General features: G+C 69.0%; 17 protein-coding genes, 1 tRNA gene and 1 other RNA gene. 7 read left to right on the top strand and 12 right to left on the bottom strand.

Annotated elements, in window-relative coordinates:
- Window position 1: 1 nt before the first annotated feature.
- The 3 genes from A5760_RS09685 to A5760_RS09675 are packed head-to-tail and all read right to left on the bottom strand — an operon-like array spanning window position 2 to window position 1914.
- Entirely contained in the window at window positions 2–988 is a 987-nt protein-coding gene (locus tag A5760_RS09685; RefSeq protein WP_064880313.1) for an NAD-dependent epimerase/dehydratase family protein, read from the bottom strand.
- A gap of 27 nt (window positions 989–1015) precedes the next feature.
- Window positions 1016–1741 (bottom strand): cutinase family protein, encoded by a 726-nt coding sequence (locus A5760_RS09680; protein ID WP_064880062.1) that lies wholly within the window; start codon window positions 1739–1741, stop codon window positions 1016–1018.
- Window positions 1741–1914, bottom strand: coding sequence for a CsbD family protein (locus tag A5760_RS09675; protein WP_064880060.1), 174 nt, complete (start codon window positions 1912–1914; stop codon window positions 1741–1743). The genes A5760_RS09680 and A5760_RS09675 overlap by 1 nt, the downstream gene beginning before the upstream one ends.
- Window positions 1915–1974: 60 nt before the next feature.
- On the opposite strand from A5760_RS09675, the gene A5760_RS26640 reads away from it, so the two are divergent.
- Complete coding sequence (locus tag A5760_RS26640) at window positions 1975–2127, top strand: hypothetical protein (protein ID WP_155764277.1); 153 nt, start codon at window positions 1975–1977, stop codon at window positions 2125–2127.
- Between the two features lie 39 nt (window positions 2128–2166).
- Window positions 2167–3468, top strand: coding sequence for a serine hydrolase domain-containing protein (locus A5760_RS09670; RefSeq protein ID WP_064880058.1), 1302 nt, complete (start codon window positions 2167–2169; stop codon window positions 3466–3468).
- Window positions 3469–3476: 8 nt separating this feature from the next.
- Here the strand turns inward: A5760_RS09670 and A5760_RS09665 are convergent, their stop codons facing one another.
- From A5760_RS09665 to A5760_RS09650, 4 genes are read right to left on the bottom strand one after another with little or no spacing between them, the layout of a single operon-like run.
- Window positions 3477–4118: a cutinase family protein gene (locus A5760_RS09665; protein WP_064880056.1), complete on the bottom strand. Its 642-nt coding sequence runs from the start codon at window positions 4116–4118 to the stop codon at window positions 3477–3479.
- A complete protein-coding gene (locus A5760_RS09660) occupies window positions 4115–5182 on the bottom strand; it encodes a hypothetical protein (protein WP_064880054.1) in 1068 nt (355 codons plus the stop codon). The genes A5760_RS09665 and A5760_RS09660 overlap by 4 nt, the downstream gene beginning before the upstream one ends.
- Before the next feature lie 38 nt (window positions 5183–5220).
- Complete coding sequence (locus A5760_RS09655; protein WP_064880052.1) at window positions 5221–6360, bottom strand: hypothetical protein; 1140 nt, start codon at window positions 6358–6360, stop codon at window positions 5221–5223.
- Window positions 6357–7685 (bottom strand): hypothetical protein, encoded by a 1329-nt coding sequence (locus A5760_RS09650; protein WP_064880050.1) that lies wholly within the window; start codon window positions 7683–7685, stop codon window positions 6357–6359. Before A5760_RS09650 ends, A5760_RS09655 begins: the two co-directional genes overlap by 4 nt.
- An 82-nt stretch (window positions 7686–7767) precedes the next feature.
- Between A5760_RS09650 and A5760_RS09645 the strand changes: the two genes are divergently transcribed.
- Window positions 7768–8067 carry a hypothetical protein gene (locus A5760_RS09645; protein ID WP_155764276.1) on the top strand — a complete coding sequence of 100 codons (300 nt, stop codon included), beginning with the start codon at window positions 7768–7770 and terminating at the stop codon, window positions 8065–8067.
- 3 nt (window positions 8068–8070) lie between these two features.
- Here the strand turns inward: A5760_RS09645 and A5760_RS09640 are convergent, their stop codons facing one another.
- The 3 genes from A5760_RS09640 to A5760_RS09630 all read right to left on the bottom strand — a co-directional run bounded on the left by A5760_RS09640 (window position 8071) and on the right by A5760_RS09630 (window position 11727).
- Window positions 8071–9456 carry a CHAT domain-containing protein gene (locus A5760_RS09640; protein WP_064880312.1) on the bottom strand — a complete coding sequence of 462 codons (1386 nt, stop codon included), beginning with the start codon at window positions 9454–9456 and terminating at the stop codon, window positions 8071–8073.
- Window positions 9453–11171, bottom strand: a complete 1719-nt coding sequence (locus tag A5760_RS09635) for a hypothetical protein (protein ID WP_064880046.1) — start codon at window positions 11169–11171, stop codon at window positions 9453–9455. Before A5760_RS09635 ends, A5760_RS09640 begins: the two co-directional genes overlap by 4 nt.
- 97 nt (window positions 11172–11268) lie before the next feature.
- On the bottom strand, window positions 11269–11727 hold the full coding sequence (locus A5760_RS09630; protein ID WP_196772051.1) for a lipoprotein LpqH: 459 nt from the start codon (window positions 11725–11727) through the stop codon (window positions 11269–11271).
- A gap of 176 nt (window positions 11728–11903) precedes the next feature.
- Here A5760_RS09630 and A5760_RS09625 point away from each other — a divergent pair, with 176 nt between their 5' ends.
- Window positions 11904–12284 (top strand): hypothetical protein, encoded by a 381-nt coding sequence (locus A5760_RS09625; protein WP_064880042.1) that lies wholly within the window; start codon window positions 11904–11906, stop codon window positions 12282–12284.
- A 14-nt stretch (window positions 12285–12298) separates the two neighbouring features.
- A complete protein-coding gene (locus A5760_RS09620; protein WP_231122593.1) occupies window positions 12299–13039 on the top strand; it encodes an enoyl-CoA hydratase/isomerase family protein in 741 nt (246 codons plus the stop codon).
- Here the strand turns inward: A5760_RS09620 and A5760_RS09615 are convergent, their stop codons facing one another.
- Both A5760_RS09615 and A5760_RS09610 read right to left on the bottom strand, forming a co-directional pair.
- Window positions 13040–13891, bottom strand: coding sequence for a hypothetical protein (locus A5760_RS09615; RefSeq protein WP_064880038.1), 852 nt, complete (start codon window positions 13889–13891; stop codon window positions 13040–13042).
- A gap of 89 nt (window positions 13892–13980) precedes the next feature.
- Window positions 13981–14069, bottom strand: a tRNA-Ser gene (locus A5760_RS09610).
- A gap of 76 nt (window positions 14070–14145) precedes the next feature.
- Between A5760_RS09610 and ffs the strand changes: the two genes are divergently transcribed.
- Window positions 14146–14242, top strand: an RNA gene (gene ffs, locus A5760_RS09605) — signal recognition particle sRNA small type.
- 86 nt (window positions 14243–14328) lie between these two features.
- Window positions 14329–15621, top strand: coding sequence for an aminotransferase class I/II-fold pyridoxal phosphate-dependent enzyme (locus A5760_RS09600; RefSeq protein ID WP_155764275.1), 1293 nt, complete (start codon window positions 14329–14331; stop codon window positions 15619–15621).
- The last annotated feature ends 4 nt before the right edge of the window (window positions 15622–15625 follow it).

The following is a 15625-nucleotide window of genomic DNA, read 5'->3' as shown; positions in this document are numbered from 1 at the left end:
GTCAGCCGCCTGCGGCGCGAATGGCCTCGAAGGTGTCCGCCACGGTCTCTTTGGGGTCCCGATAGGTGATGCCGAGGTCTCGTTCGCTCGGAGAATCGTCGGACGCCGGCATCTGCGTGTAGTACTGCATGCCCGCCCAGGTGAACGGCGTCTCGAAGGGCAGGAAACGGTTCGCCCGGTCCAGCACCGCGCCCGCAACCCGCAGTGCGGTGTCCGGGATCGGGACGGCGACCATCGGCGTCCCGGCGACCTCGCCGAGCAGGTTGGCGAGGTCGGCCGCGGGCACCCGATGACCGCCGGCGGTGTAGCGGCGTGGTCCGCGTCCGGGCTCGAGCAACGCCGCGTGCAACGCGGCCAGGTCGCGGACGTCGACGATGAGCCATGCCGCGCTGCGGCCGGGGATCGCGTGCATCTGCACGGCCGCCCGCACCCCCTCGCCGGCCTCACCGAACTGGTCGCCGACCGGCGGGCCGAGCACCATGCCCGGATAGCTGATGTTGACCGGCGCTCCCGCATCCTGCAGGCCCCGGGCATAGATCTCGACCTGCGCCTTGGACGTTCCGTATCCGTCCGCGCCGCCCACCACCGGCAGGTCCGCGGTCAGCGTCTCCAGGTCCGGATGGAACAGCGCGGTGAAGCTGGACACGTGGACGATGGGATCCAGGCCGAGTTCGACGGACTGACCCAGAACGTTCTGGGCGCCCTGCATGTTGGTGGCGAGCATCTCGGGCGTCTGGCGCGGGTCGGTGGCGACCAGCGCGGCGCTGTGCACGACGGCGTCGCATCCCTGCAACGCCTCGCGCACCGTGACCCGGTCGACGATGTCCGCGACGACGAAGTCCGAGACATCGACGCCCAGCTTGGCGACGGTGGTCTGCAGCTTGTCGGGGTTTCGGACCAGGAACCTGACGGAGTGCCCGGCATCGGAAATGGCCTTGGCGGTCCACCCGCCGACAAACCCGGTACCGCCCGTGATCAGAACCCGCATCGGCTCATTCTGCAAGACCGCAAAAACCTACAGGTGGCTGGAGGCGAAGTTGGCGGCTTGGCTTGTCATGCCGTTAACCGGATAAGACGTGTGCGCGGCGAAACCGGAGTCGTCGCCGTTGCCGCAGACCGGGTCGCCCTGCGCGCACAACTCGAGCGTCTTGGGCTGATACAGCGGCCCGATGGTCAGCGGGGGTGCGTTGTACTTCTGCAGGAACTGGCCCGACGGCGTCCCGAACAGCGCCACGGCAGCCACGTGCTTGGCGATGTCCGGCGGCATCGGCGGGGGTACCGCGGATGCGGGGACACCCGGGGGCACGGCGGCCGATGTGGTGTAGCCCGCCACCGCCGCGCCCTGCGAGTAGCCGCCGAGCACCTCTTTGGTGTTGGGGCAATTCGCCGCCATCGACTCGATGTGCGAACTGGCGTCCCGGATTCCGTCGATGACGGTCACGGGGAAGTCGGGGCTCGAAAAGTCGGTGCTGGCAGGGTAATTCACCGGATAGACGGTCAGTGACCTGCCGCCGATCTGTGAGCGCAACGCGTCGATGAACGGCTGACCGATCCCGCCGACGCCGGGCCGTTCGCCGGATCCCCGGGCAAAGACGACCTCGACGTCGGGACACGGCTCGGCCGCCGCGGACGGAACGGGCGCGCTCGCTAGCATCAAACCGCCGCCCACCGCCGCCGCGGACAGCATGCAAACCGACAGCCGGCGCACGGGCGTGGCGGCCGATACCTTGCGAATGCTCATTACTTTTTGAAGGCGTCCTTCACCTTCTCGCCGGCATCCTTCAGGCTGGACTTCGCTTGGTCCGCCCTGCCCTCGTTCTTGGTGTCGTCGTCTCCGGTCGCCTTGCCGGCGGCCTCCTTGGCGCGCCCGCCCAGGTCCTCGATCTTGTTCTTCAGCTTGTCTTCGTTACTCATGCCGCTGTGGCTACCCAGCAATGGGAGATATCAAAACCCCAGCCCTGTCATCATGGACTCGTGAGCACCGCAATCGTGGTGGCAGTAGTGGTGGGGTTGATGCTGCTCGGCATCGGCATCGTGGTCAATCAGCTACTGCGGCTGAGGCGCTATTTGAACGACTCGCCCACCGAACAAGCCCCCGGTGCAAATCCGGAGCCACCCGAGGGCTGATAGCTTCAAGCTCGTGAACGCTCGAGGCGCCGGGACGCGGTGACGCCGTCGACTCTGCTGGTCAGCGACGCTGGCTTGCCGCGCGGTGTGTCCGGTGCCGCCGACCCGCGTTTCGCGAGCGCCATCAGGGTGTTCTCCCAGCTGTTTCCCGGGCGCCGGTTCGGCGGGGGAGCGCTGAGCGTCTACGTCGACGGGGTGGCCGTCGTGGACGTCTGGACCGGGTGGTCGGACCGGGCCGGCACCCAGCGCTGGACCGCGGACACCGGCGCCATGGTGTTCTCGGCGACCAAGGGCGTCGCGTCGACCGTGATTCACCGGCTCGCCGACCGCGGCCTGCTGTCCTACGACGCGCCGGTCGCCGATTACTGGCCGGAGTTCGCCGCCAACGGGAAGGCCGAGATCACGGTCCGCGACGTCCTGCGGCACCGATCCGGGCTGTCACACCTGCGGGGCGTCACCAAGGCGGAGTTGATGGACCACCTGCTGATGGAGGAGCGACTCGCGGCGGCGCCGGTCGATCACCTGCGCGGCGTGCAGGCCTACCACGCGCTCACCTATGGATGGCTGCTCTCCGGTCTGGCCAGGGCGGTGACCGGCAAAGGCATGCGCGAACTGATCCGCCAGGAGGTGGCCCGACCGCTCAACACCGACGGGCTGCATCTGGGCCGCCCACCGGAAGGCTCACCGACCACGCCGGCCCAAATCCTGATACCGCAGGGCAGGCTGCGCGCACCGGTGATCAACTTCATCGCACCGAGGGTGGCCGGTCTGCCGTTTTCCGGTGCGCTGGGCGCGATGTACTTCCCCGGCGTCATCTCCCTGATCAAGGGTGACACCCCGTTTTTGGACGGCGAGGTGCCCGCCGCCAACGGCGTGGTGACCGCGCGGGCGCTGGCCAAGATGTTCGGCGTGCTGGCCAACGACGGCCGCATCGACGGAAAGAAGTTCCTCTCCGAGGACCTGGCGCATGGACTGGCCGGTCACGCGCGGCGCAAGTGGCCCGATGCGAACATGGTGGTGCCCATGCCATTTCACCTCGGCTACCACGAGTCGCCGGTGCCCGGTTTACTGCACGGTTTCGGTCACGTCGGGCTGGGCGGAACGCTCGGCTGGGCCGACCCCGAGACCGGCAGCTCCTTCGGCTTCGTCCACAACCGGCTGCTGACCCCGCTGCTGTTCGACATGGGATCCTTTGCGGGCCTTGCCCGTCCGCTGCGCAATGCCATCGAGGCGGTTCGCGACCAGGGCCCGATCGCGGTTCCGGCGCTGGGCGCCCGCTACGCCAAACCCGTTCGGCGACGGGCGAATGTTCCCGAAACGGCGGTGTCCGGGCAGGGCTGAGTGTCCTGCTACAGCTGCCCAGCGACGAGGGTGGCGGCCTGCGCCGTCATCCCGGACTGGACGTACGAGCCGTGCGCCATCAGGTTGCCGCCGGCGGGGGAGCATACCGGGTCGCCGTCGGCGCACATGTCAATGGTTTTGGCGGCATACGGCGGGCCGATCGACGAAAAGGTGACGCCCGTGAAATTGCCTGCGCGCTCGCTGGTGGGATTGCCGAAGATGGCGATCGCCGCCACATGATCGATGGCCTGGGGCGGCAGGGCCCTGGTCGCCAGATCCATGACGCCGGCGCCCTGGGAGAAGCCGCCGAGCACCAGCCGCGTGCCGGGGCAACGCCCGATCATGTCGTTGACGTGAGCGACCACGTCGTCGGCGCCGGTTTGCGCGCTCGCCGCGAAATCCGCTGTCGCCGGGTAATTCACGGGATAGACGCCCATCGAACGCCCGTTGATCTGCGATCCGAGGGAGTCGACGAAGGCCTGACCCACCTCGCCAACGCCGGCGTCCTGGCCGGTGCCGCGGGCGAACGCCACCTCGACGTCCGGGCACGGATCGGCATGCGCCGCAGGGATGTCGAGGGGCCCGCTCAAGGTCCCCGATGCCGTCGCGGCGGCAACGCTGAGGCTGCGAATGATGCGGCGCGCACTCACCGATCAATGCTGACATACGCGTTGCCGCGTGGCAGTGTCAGCGGAAGGTCGGCGTAGGTGGCGATTCCCGGTGCCGCGGCGACCACGGCGGCGATCCCGTTGATGGCGGGCACCGCCGTCATGATGTGACCGAGGTCCATGAATTCCTCGAGCGTCGTGGCCTCGAAGTACGGCGGCGGCAGGAAGCCGACCTTGGTGGTGACCGTCGGCTGCCCGTCGACCTGGATGACCCAGCCGTCCTGCTCGATCTGCCAATCGGGTTCGAGCGTCTGGCCCTTTTTCCACCGGACGTTGAGGTCGATCAGGACTTTGCCGTTGACGATGCCCTGCCAGCTGATGTAGGTGCCTGCGACGTGCCCTGCGGGGATGGTCCAGGAGGCCATGACGAGATCTTCGGTGGTCTGGGCGAACTCGGCGACGCACTTCACCTCGTCGAGCTCGACCCCCAACGCGTCGCCCACCAGCCGGACGGCCTCGCCGAAAATGGCGGTGCCCTTCGCGGCCATCGCCGGCAGGTCGGGGTGGTCGATCGGCTGGCCGAAGCCGACCGGCTTCTCGGTCTCCGGGGAATCGTAGAACGTGGTATCGGCGGCCTCGTTGACGGTGACCTTGTCGATCCGGTTGCACACCATGGCCGACACGATGGCCAGCAGTTCGGCGAAGCCCGGGCTGACGCCGGACCCGAAGATCGTGGAGCCGCCCTTCTCGCAGGCCTCCAGGATCCGGTCGCGGCCCTCGCCCAGGTTGTGTCCGGTGATGAACGACGCGGTGGTCACCACGTTGACGCCCGCGGACAGGATGCGGACCAGTTCGTCGACGTTGATCCACATCGGGTTGTAGACCACGCAGTCCGGCTTCAGCGCCAGCAGCTCGTCGATGTCGTTGGTGGCCGCGATACCGAGCGGCGGGAGCCCCACGAGTTCGCCGGCGTCGCGCCCGGCCTTCTCCGGCGACCAGGCGTAGCAGCCCACCAACTCGAGGGTGGGGTTGGTGACGATCGATTTCAGTGAGCTCTTGCCGACGTTTCCGGTGTTCCACTGAACGACGCGATAGGTGTTTGGCACTCGCTCAGCATAGGGAATGACCGGGGTTCTTAGTAGGCCTAATAGGCAGATTCTGAGGCCAATATTTCGGCGAGGAAGGCGTCCCGCGGCGGCAGGTCCAGCCGCGCCCGCGCCCACGCTCGCACGCGTTCCCGGGTCTCGGCGGATTCGGGCGTATCGGTGCCCACGACCACCGACGTCACCGACCAGTCGTGGTCCCACGCCGCCGACTCGGTGAGGGCGCGTCCCTGGCCGTCCTGCAGCGCAAGGGTCGCGCGTCCGGCCGCGTCCAGGGTGCCGGTGCCGTGGATGGCCGCGGAACGCAGTCGCACCGCGATGCCGGTAGCCGGGTCCGGGCCGGTGACGGCCGCCTGCACCACCGCGACGACCGTCGCCCCGCCGGTCTCGATGCGCCACTCGACGGTGTTCTCGCCGGCATCGAAGATCGCGGGCGGAACCCCGCCCCAGGCGATGGACGCGACGCCCCGGGCTATCGCGCCCGCACCGCGCGGCCCCGCGTCCGCGCCGGCGGCCAGCGCGTAGTCATCGCGCCGATCGCTCGGCAACGTCGGGATCAGGCTCGAATCATCCACGGCCGCAATCAGTTCGGACCAGTCGTCGCCGCGCGTGCCGATCTCGTCGGCGAGTCCGGCGCCCGCCCGCACCAGGTCGACCACCCGCGAATCATCGCTGCGGACATGGCTTATCAGCGCGGCGGCGTGTGGCTCCAGCAGCTGCGTCACGTCGGAATCCAGCGTGTCGTCGGGGAAGAAGCTCTGCGCCCCGGCGGTCAGCAACGCGACCTCGACGTCGAGCAGCGCACGGTCCAGGCCGGCGATACCGTCCTGCCTGCTGGCCGGCCACCACCTGCGCAGCCAGTGCCCGGTGGCCAGCCTGCGCAGCGGGGCGACCGAGCCCGGCACCGGCTCGACGCCGGTGAGCTCTGTGCTGTGCGGCCGGCCCGCCGCGCCGCCTACGGCGGACACCACCGCGACATGTCCGGCCTCGCCGAGGACCCGCCACAACCAGTCCGCGCGCGACACATCGGTGAACGTGATGTGCGGCGCCGCATCGTCGGGATCGTCGAGCGTCCAGGACAGCACCGCACCGCTGACTTCCAGCAGTGCGACCAGCGGCGTCGCGACCGCCGTGTCGACGGGGCCGGTGCTCCAAAGTCCGGAATCGGCAACCAGTCTCACCCGGCCACCTGCAATTCCAGCATCGCCTTGATCCGTTGCCGGTGGTCGAGGCTCACCGACCGCGCCACACCGTCGAGCAGCGCGCGGACATCGTCGACGTCGGCACAGGGTTCCTGCCAGACGTCGCGCCCATGCAGCCGGGCCCACAGCCGGCTCAGGTAGGGCTGCGCGTAGGCGGCGAGGTCGTCGACCACCTGCCGTTGACGAGGATGAATCGGGCCGTTCTCGGCCAGGTAGCGCCGGGCGTGCAACACATAGGCTTCCTTGCGAAGCCGCGCCTGGATCTGGGTGGCCAAGTCGTAGCGGCAGGAGGCGGACGGATCCAGCGGGGCCAGCTGGACCGCGACCTCGATGCCGGCCACCAGCGTGGCCTGTTTGTCTTCGGCCAACAGCCCCCACGGCGCGCAGGCCCGGTCGACTTCTTCCTCACAGAGCAAAGGGATTTCGGGCAACGCGTCGCGATCCAAGGCGCGTCGCAGGGTGGCGCGCACCCGGTCCACCACGCTGCGATCCAGCGGGCGGTCGCCGTCCACGCTCTGTGAGATCGCCGGGGGGCGTTGCGGCGCAATCGAACTCAAACCCAACCCGACGAGCGACCATGGCAGGTGGGCGGTGTCGGTGCGGGCCAGCGCACCCAAGTTGTACGGGGTGGGGCCGGTGATCATCGCAGTCCAGACCCGTTGACGGGCCGCCGCCGCGCCGTGGCTGCCGGCCGTGCCCAAGACGGTGCCAAGCTCGGCCCGGAACGGATCGATGGCGGCCTCGCCCGCCCGCACGTCGCGCCAACTGCGCTCCAGCTGCTCGGCCAGCGTGGCAACGACATCGGGGTCCGCGACGTATCGATGCAGGACCTCGATCGCGGTGCGATCGCGATCCCGGTGGATCTCGCCGAGCACCGCCGCCGCCGTCTCGTAATCCTGCGGCGTGGGTGGACCTTTCGTGACGGCGAGCTCGAAGCACACCGGAAAGTACAGTTCCTGCGCGTTCCCGGTGCGAATCCGCTGCCGGCGTCGCTCCAGTTTGAGGGCCTCGAACCAGGCTGCGGCCGAGCGCAATTCGGAACCACTGCCAACGATGAGGTCATGCATCTTCGCGGCCGTCTCGGGCGTCACGACCGGCGCCGAATGCGCGGGGTTGGACCGGAGGCGCAGCACCAACGGGTCGATGATGCGTTTGACGGTGCGGCTCAGCGGGCCGCCATCGTCACCGCTGAGCACCTCCACGCCCGGACCGATGGCCCGCCACGCCGCCTCGATGACCAGACGCCGCGGATGTCCCGACGCCTCGCCTTCCGCGGCGGTCGCTACCTGCGGGTCGGCGCTCATCTGCACAGAATAGGGCCATTGCAAAGTTTGCGGCAGCCAAAAGTTGGGTTCGGTAGCCGGTGCGCAGCCGGACGCTGATCGGATGAACAAGCTGTTGCTGCTGGCCGATTGGTTGAGGTCCCGCCGCCGCCGGGATGCCGGGAACCGCACCGTCGGGGTCGGCACCGTGCGCAAGGTCAGGCGTCAGGTCTTCATCGAGGTGGTGGCCGTCTCGGGGGAGACGTTTATCGGCAAGCTGGCGCGATACGACGGTGGTCTGGACCTGTCCGTGCTGCGGCCGGGCCTGGTCGTGCTGGTGGCCTTCGATCCGACCGCCCGCGAGGAGCTTTCGCTGCCCGACGATGTGCTGGCCGTGCACGCGGCCTGGGTGGCGTCGCTGTGAGCGCTATCGTTCGCCGTCCACGGCGAACGTGACCAGGGCGGCCCAATACAGCGGACTGGCGCTGACATCCCCGTCGCGCCAGCGCCGCATCTGTTCGCGCTGCCAACGATTCACCGCGCATCCGGCCTCCCGCGCGGCGTCGTGCGCGCCGTCCACGGCGGCCACCAGCTCGGCCATCGGATCGGCCGGTTCCGGGCCCGGCGCTCCGGACAACCCGGCGAATTGCCGGTACGCCGCCGTCGTCGGCAGCGACCACAAGGTGGCGGTCACCAACTGCGCGCCGTTCAGGATCATCGCCGCCACCAAGCCGGTTGCCTCGTCGAATTGATAGTCGCCACCCGAGCCGCACGCCAGCAGCGCCACGCGTGGCGGCATCGGCAACCGGAGGGCCATCAGGTCCGAGGCGGTCAATGGGCGGTGATCGCCGATCGCGTTGGCATCGCCGGGGATATCCGCCGTGTCGGCCAGGTGCAGGGCCGCCCGGTCCGCCCGAGTTCCCTGGTCGTGTTGGTCGTCCGCCGAACTCGCGTGGCCGACGTAGAGCAGCCGGCACGGGGTTTGCGCCAGCAGCTCGCCCAGCCACGCACGGCCGGCGTCTTGCCGGCGGAACAGGTCGAGCACGGTGCCGGCGCGCGGCAGCACGGGTCGCCGTTCGATGAGTGCGGCGAAATGCCGTGCCAGGGGCGTGTGCGGCGAGGGCCTGCCCAGCACCGATCCGAGCGTGGAATCCGGTCGCTGTCCCGGCACACGAGGATCGAGAACCAGCAGCGGCGGAGCCTCTCGCCGGGCGTCCCAGCCGGCGGGCGTTCGCGGCGAGTGCACGATGTTGGGTGGCACCGCCATCAGCACGTCGACCAGCCCCATCAGGCGATGGCCGTCGGTGAGATCGTCGATATTGGCCAGCTGCCAAGGGATTTGGGCCGCGGCGCGGCCGCTGGCGGTAATCGCGTCCTGGCGCGAACGCACCAGTTCCTCTTTGCTGGGGCCCGATTTCGGGATCGCCAGCAGCCCCCAGGGCACCCGGGCCAACCGTGCGCTCGGCGAGACGAACAGCACCGCCCGCGGCGAGGCCACGCATTCGGCCAACAGCCGCCACCCGGGCATACCGATCAGCAGCACTCCGAGGATATAGGCGACCGTGAGTTCGGTGCCCGGCTTGGCGAATGGTCCCGTCGCCAGGGCACGCTCGATGGCGTCGCGCCGCGTTTCGTCGCCGTGCGGTTCGGGCAGGGCGGCGGTGAGCTCCCGCAGCGCGGCCAGCAGCAGCGGCTCTTCCAGCACCCAGGTGACGGTTCTTGACGGCTGCCCGACGATTTGCAGGCTGGCGTAGGTCGCGATCCCGAGGTCGGCGTACCGCAGCACCAGGGTCAGCCGGTCGGGCCCACTCATGGCCACGTCGACCAGGCAGGCTCGGCCGCGGTGACATCGCGCCCGTAGCGCTGCAAAGCCAGCGCACGATAGTGACTCAGGATCGGCCCCGCCCCGGGTTGCATCTGCAAGGGCGGCAACGGCCCCAGCCTGGTCAGCGACGCGCCGCCCGCGACCGGCGGGCCCGCGGCGGCCAGGGCGGCGGGCTCCGCGTCGGCGTCGATGGGCACCGACGCGATGGCCGTCGACGCCCATTCGCCGAGCCGCGGTCGCTGCAAGCCCTCGAAAGTCCCTCGCGCGCTGTGGTATTCGACGAGCTCACTGATCAGCGCGGCGTTCTCCCACTCCCAGGCCACAGCGAAGGCGCCGGCCAGGATGGGCGCCGCAATGCCGGTGGCCCAGCGGGCCCTGGCGTCGGCGTCGGCGATCGAATATCGCACCGAGTCGACCGCAAGGGCGGCCGGCACCTTGAGCTCGGCGGCCTGTTCGAGCTTGCTCATTCCGCGCCAGTACTCCGGCGTGCCGACCGCGCCGCGCAGAATGCCGAGCCCCTCCGCCTGGCGCGCCTCGGTTTCCTCCAGCGTCTCGTCGGGATCGCCCGAGCTGTCGAACCCGAGGTCCGCCAAGGCGTCCGCGCGCCAGACGGTTCCGAGATGATTGTCGAGCTGGGCGTACTGCAGCCAGCTGCTGCGCGGCGAGGAGTCCAGCAGTTCCCGGGCCTGCGCGATCAGCTCGACCGCGTCGGAGAAGTGGCTCCAGAAGATGGCGATCCAGCTGCGCTGCAACAGGATACGGTGCAAATGCAGTGGCTTTCCCAATTCCCGCCAGTGCCGTTCGGCGTGCCCCCAGCATTCGTCGGCGGCCTCCAGGGCGCCGGCCCCCAGCCGGGTGAGTCCCATGTACAGCCAGCACCGGGCGACGTCGTGGGCCCGGTGGTGGCGGGCGATGACGGGATAGGCCTGCCCGATCAGTTCCTCGGTGCCGGCGTGGTCGTTGGCTGCCCACCGCGCCGCGGCCCGCTCCAATTGTGCTCTGGCTGCGGCCAGTTCCCACCCGTTGGCTTGGGCCCGCGCTTCGGCGCGGCGCAGCCACGGCTCGGCTTCCGGCAACCGCCCGGTCTCCACGCAGAACCTGCCGTACCCGGTCGCAGCGGTGACCCAAAGGTGGTCGGCACGCTCACCGCTGTCGCCGGCATGCCCGATGCTCTCAAGAACCTTCTCCCACAACGGGACCGATCGCACGTGCAGATCGTCGTCGCACAGCGCGGTGGCGCACAGGACGCGGGCGTGGGCGCACAGGTACCGGTGCTCGTCGGCGAGATCGCCGGGACCGGAGTCGTTGTCGCACAACGACGTCAGCTCCGCCGCCGCGCCTTCGTGATCACCCAGCGCCGCTGCCAATCCCGTCTGCAGGAACTGGGCGCGCCGCGAGTATCGGCAGATCATGTGTGCGATCTCGTTGTCGGACAGCCGCACCCGTTCGGCGGCCGCGCCGGCGGAGATGTCGGCGTAGACCGCCACGCAGTCCTGGATGCGCCGGATGGATTCACGGATCCCGTCGTAGGCCCCGCGTGCGAGGTAGATCTCGCCAAGCTGCCCAAGGGCTTCCAGCATGAGGTCGTCTCGGTCGTCGCGCTCGATCCGCGGAATCAACGAGAGCAGCAGATCGCGTGCCCCGGCCTCATCGGCGGCGAGCGCCATACGACGCGCCTTCTCCAGTTCGTCCGGGATCGACACGGCTGCATCATAAGTCCGTGGGCGGTGTCTGGTTGGCCAAACCGCGAGCAGCGGACGCGTGAGTGAGGCACGTCCGCCGCTCGAGGGCCGCAACCGATCAGCCGCAGGACACCTTGATGGTGAAGTCCTTGGTGATCATTCCCGCCATCGGGTTCTTCATGTCGGCGCCTTGCGCCTGACCGGTGATGGTGTAGGTCTTGCCATCGACCGCGACGCTGGCCGAACCCACCTTCGCGCCCATGTTGTCGCTGACCGCCAGGGCGTTGCCGTCGACAACGAGGGCCACCGACTGGACCTTCGGGTTGGCTTCGTCGGTCATCACGACGGCCAGCGCCTGCTGGGCGCCGCCCGTGGAGCCGCTGCCGATGTCGATCTTGCCGCCGGTCCGCACACAGGTCACGGAGGCGGGGTTCACGCCGGACAGATCCGTACCGCCGACCTTGACCTGCGCGTTGGTGCCCGTGGAGGCGCTGGGCGTGGTGCTCGACGCCGGTGCGGCCGTGTGGCCGCCGCCCGAGCATCCCACCAGGGCTACTGAGGCCGCGGCGCAGCCCAGTGTCCCAATCGCAGCTGCGAGAAGACGTTTCACTTGTGGTTCCTTCCTTCGTGCGCCGCCCCGATGGCGTCGTCCTGGCGCAAGTACAGACCGCCCCGGTTGCTACCGATCCCAATTTTCGCGGGGCCGAGCCGGTAGGCTGCGTCGATGTCGGAGCCGGCACAGGGAGGAACACGATGCTCAGCGTGAAATGGCTGGAAAAGCCTGAGGCCCATGACTTTCCGGCGGCGGCGGACTATCTCACCATGCTCGCGGACGGACAGACGGTGAAGAAGGTGGTCAAGAAGCTGAAGTCCGGCACCGTGACGCACAAAAAGGCCAAAGACATCCTGCGGGCGGCGCGGCTGGGCCTGCTGCCGGTGGACAACCCGCACGTCGCGGCGGACCTGACCAAGATCGAGAAGGGCCTGCCCCTGTCGCCCATCCTGCTGGTGCGCGGCGACTTCATGACCGGGGTTTCGTTGCAGATCGCCGACGGCTACCACCGGGTCTGCGCGAGCTATCACACCGACGAGAACACGGACATCCCAGTCGTCCTCGCGGCCGTCAGCCGCTGATCGGAGGAATGATCATGATCGACATCAGTCCCGTGGGGACCGTGCGGGTGCTGACCCTGTCGTCGGGTGCAGTCAACGCGCAGGATGTCGAGCTGCTCGAAGAACTGGCTTCGGCCGTGCGCGACCTGGCACGTTCGGACGCCGGCGCGTTGGTTGTCACCGGTGCCGGTCGCGCCTTCAGCGCCGGCGTCGACCTCAACCGCGTGGTGCAGGGCGGCACCGGCTACACCGATCGACTGGTCCCCGCGCTGTCCGCGGCGTTCGAGGCGATGTTCAGTTATCCCGGGCCGACCGTCGCCGCGATCAACGGCGCCGCCATCGCGGGCGGCTGCGTGCTCGCGTGCTCCTGCGACCGCCGCTTGATCAGCCCCGAGGCGCAGATCGGCGCGGCCGAGGTGCGCGTCGGGGTACCGTTCCCGGTCGCCGCGCTGGAGATCATGCGCTACGCCTGCGGGATGCACGCCGATGAGGTGCTGCTGGGCGGCGGCAACTATCGCGGCGCGGAGGCCGTGGCCCGAGGACTGGCCCACCGCGTCGTCGCCGACGAGCTCATGGAGGTGGCCGTGACCGAGGCGTCGGACCTGGGCAGCATCCCGGCCGACGCCTACCGGCAGACCAAAGCCCAGTTGCACGGCCCGACGATGGCGCGCATCCACGAGGCTCGCAGCGTCGATGACGAGGTTCGCCGGATGTGGGGCACCGACGAGACGCTGCGACGCATCGCGGTCTACGTGGAGCGGCTGCGGCGCCGCTGACTAGTCCTCGTCGGCGTTTTCGTCCAGGGCCACGCCGGCCCGAGTGCGCCTGCGCCGCATCCGGTGCGATCCCTTGCCGGTCGGGCGCCGGTTGCGCAGCTTGGCCTTCGACTCGTCGCCCTCGTCGCCGGCTTCCGCGGTGTCGTCGGCGGGCACCGCCTCGGTCGTCGGCTCCGGTTTGGGCTCAGCTTCGGCGGTTTCGGCGGTTTCGGCGGTGACTTCGCCGGGGGTCACCGTCGGCTCGGCTTCCTCAGCAGGCTCGGTTTCTGCGGCTTCTGCCTCGGCGGTCTCCGCCTCGTCTTCGTCAGCTTCGGCTTCTTCGGCTTCTTCGGCTTCTTCCGTTTCTTCGGCTTCGGCCTCGGCGCCCTTCTTGCGCCGCACGCGACGCTCCTTGGGCTTCTTCGCCTTGATCGGCTTGGGCGGCGGCGGGGGCAGCTCGGCGACGAAGGAGAGGTAGAAGGCGAAAATGCCGAGCAACGCGATCGCGGCGGCGGCGCCGTAGATCCCGAACAACCATCGTCCGGCGGCGTCCAGGCTCAACCAGATCTCGCTGACCGCCGTCCCGATGATCAGCACCCCGGCCAGCACGTGGGCCACGATCGACCAGATCCTGAGGGACAGGGCGAGCTGCGGCGTCCCCAACTCGGGCTTGCGGGTACGCAGCAGGGTGAACACCACGGGCAGCGCCGCGAGAGCGACGAGCGCACCCGTCACGATCCGCAGCGTCGTCCCCAACGTGTGCGCGGTGTCGCCCATCAGCTCGGGCCAGCGGGGCAGCACGAAGAAGAAGTAGAGGAAGCCGGCAGCGATCGAAAATGACGCGTGCCACGGGATGGCGACCTTGCGCCCCATACCCCTCCTCGTCCTGGTGATTTCACGCCAGCCTAAAGGCGGCCGACCCGAATCCATATCAATTCGTACGTGTCCGCTTGGCGGACCAATGGCGGAGGATGCGGGATTTGAACCCGCGAGGGCTGTTAACCCAACCCGCGTTCCAGGCGAGCGCCATAGGCCACTAGGCGAATCCTCCGTGGCCATGGTAACCGAGGCCCCGATGGCCCCAGCCAGTTGCTCGTCGTCGACTCCGGGGCAGGTACTAGACTCGTCGCTGGACCCCGCGCGGCGTCTATCCTGTGAACTCCCCCAGGGCCGGAAGGCAGCAAGGGTCAATGGGCTCTGTCGGGTGCGCGGGGTCCCCTATATCCACATGAGTGTCGACCCGCTTCGCCCGGCTCCGCCGCGCTTGCGATCGCCACCGGTTTCCCGCCTTCGACAGCGAAAGGTCCATGGTGTCGCTGGAGTCCCTCAGCCCGGAAGAACTTGCCGGTGCACACGCTCGTCACCAGCAGGATTACGCCGATCTGCAGGCCAAGAAGCTCGCGCTCGACCTGACCCGCGGCAAACCCGCTCCCGCCCAGCTGGACCTTTCCAACCAGCTGCTGAGCCTGCCCGGCGACGACTACCGCGACAGCGAGGGCACCGACACCCGCAACTACGGCGGCCTGCACGGCCTGCCCGAGCTGCGGGCCATCTTCGGGGAGCTGCTCGGCATCCCGGTGCAGAACCTGATCGCGGGTAACAACTCCAGCCTGGAACTGATGCACGACCTGGTCGCCTTCTCGATGTTGTACGGCGGCGTGGACTCGCAGCGGCCCTGGAAGGACGAACCGAGCGTCAAGTTCCTGTGCCCGGCCCCCGGCTACGACCGCCACTTCGCCATCACCGAGACGATGGGCATCGAGATGATCCCCGTCCCGATGCTGTCCGACGGGCCGGACGTCGACCTGATCGAAGAGCTGGTCGCCGCCGACCCGGCCATCAAGGGCATGTGGACGGTGCCGGTCTTCGGCAACCCCACCGGGGTCACCTACTCCTGGGACAATGTCCTGCGGCTCGTTCAGATGCGGACCGCGGCGCCCGACTTCCGGCTGTTCTGGGACAACGCGTACGCGGTGCACACGCTGACGCATGACTTCATCCGGCAGGTCGACGTGCTCGGCCTGGCCTCCGCGGCCGGCAATCCACATCGGCCCTACGTGTTCGCGTCCACCTCGAAGATCACCTTCGCCGGCGCCGGCGTGAGCTTCCTGGGCGGATCGCTGGGCAACATCGCCTGGTACCTGCAGTACGCGGGGAAGAAATCGATCGGACCCGACAAGATCAACCAGCTGCGGCACCTGCGCTTCTTCCGCGACGCCGACGGGGTGCGGCTGCACATGCTGAAGCACCAACAGATCCTGGCGCCCAAGTTCGCGCTGGCCGCCGAGATCCTCGATCAGCGGCTCAGCGAGTCCAAGATCGCGTCGTGGACCGACCCCAAGGGCGGTTACTTCATCAGCCTCGACGTGCTGCCCGGCACGGCGAAGCGGACGGTCGCGCTGGCAAAGGACGCCGGTATCGCGGTGACCGAGGCGGGTGCGTCGTTCCCGTACCGGAAGGATCCGAGGGACACCAACATCCGGATCGCGCCGACGTTCCCATCGCTGCCGGACCTGCGCGACGCCGTCGACGGGCTGGCCACCTGCGCGCTGCTGGCGGCGTCCGAATCGCTGCTCGCGTCGTCCGCGTCGAGTGTGAGCTGACGAC

It is taken from the genome of Mycobacterium colombiense, assembly GCF_001665835.1.
GTDB classification, from domain to species: Bacteria; Actinomycetota; Actinomycetes; order Mycobacteriales; family Mycobacteriaceae; genus Mycobacterium; species Mycobacterium colombiense_A.
This window is presented reverse-complemented; position numbering and strand designations above follow the sequence as displayed.

Bases quoted from the DNA above. Each gene is read 5' to 3' on its own strand.
- A5760_RS09685 (WP_064880313.1), bottom strand. From the start codon at position 988: ATGCGGGTTCTGATCACGGGCGGTACCGGGTTTGTCGGCGGGTGGACC.
- A5760_RS09680 (WP_064880062.1), bottom strand. From the start codon at position 1,741: ATGAGCATTCGCAAGGTATCGGCCGCCACGCCCGTGCGCCGGCTGTCG.
- A5760_RS09675 (WP_064880060.1), bottom strand. From the start codon at position 1,914: ATGAGTAACGAAGACAAGCTGAAGAACAAGATCGAGGACCTGGGCGGG.
- A5760_RS09650 (WP_064880050.1), bottom strand. From the start codon at position 7,685: ATGAGCGCCGACCCGCAGGTAGCGACCGCCGCGGAAGGCGAGGCGTCG.
- A5760_RS09645 (WP_155764276.1), top strand. From the start codon at position 7,768: ATGAACAAGCTGTTGCTGCTGGCCGATTGGTTGAGGTCCCGCCGCCGC.
- A5760_RS09640 (WP_064880312.1), bottom strand. From the start codon at position 9,456: ATGAGTGGGCCCGACCGGCTGACCCTGGTGCTGCGGTACGCCGACCTC.
- A5760_RS09625 (WP_064880042.1), top strand. From the start codon at position 11,904: ATGCTCAGCGTGAAATGGCTGGAAAAGCCTGAGGCCCATGACTTTCCG.
- A5760_RS09620 (WP_231122593.1), top strand. From the start codon at position 12,299: ATGATCGACATCAGTCCCGTGGGGACCGTGCGGGTGCTGACCCTGTCG.
- A5760_RS09615 (WP_064880038.1), bottom strand. From the start codon at position 13,891: ATGGGGCGCAAGGTCGCCATCCCGTGGCACGCGTCATTTTCGATCGCT.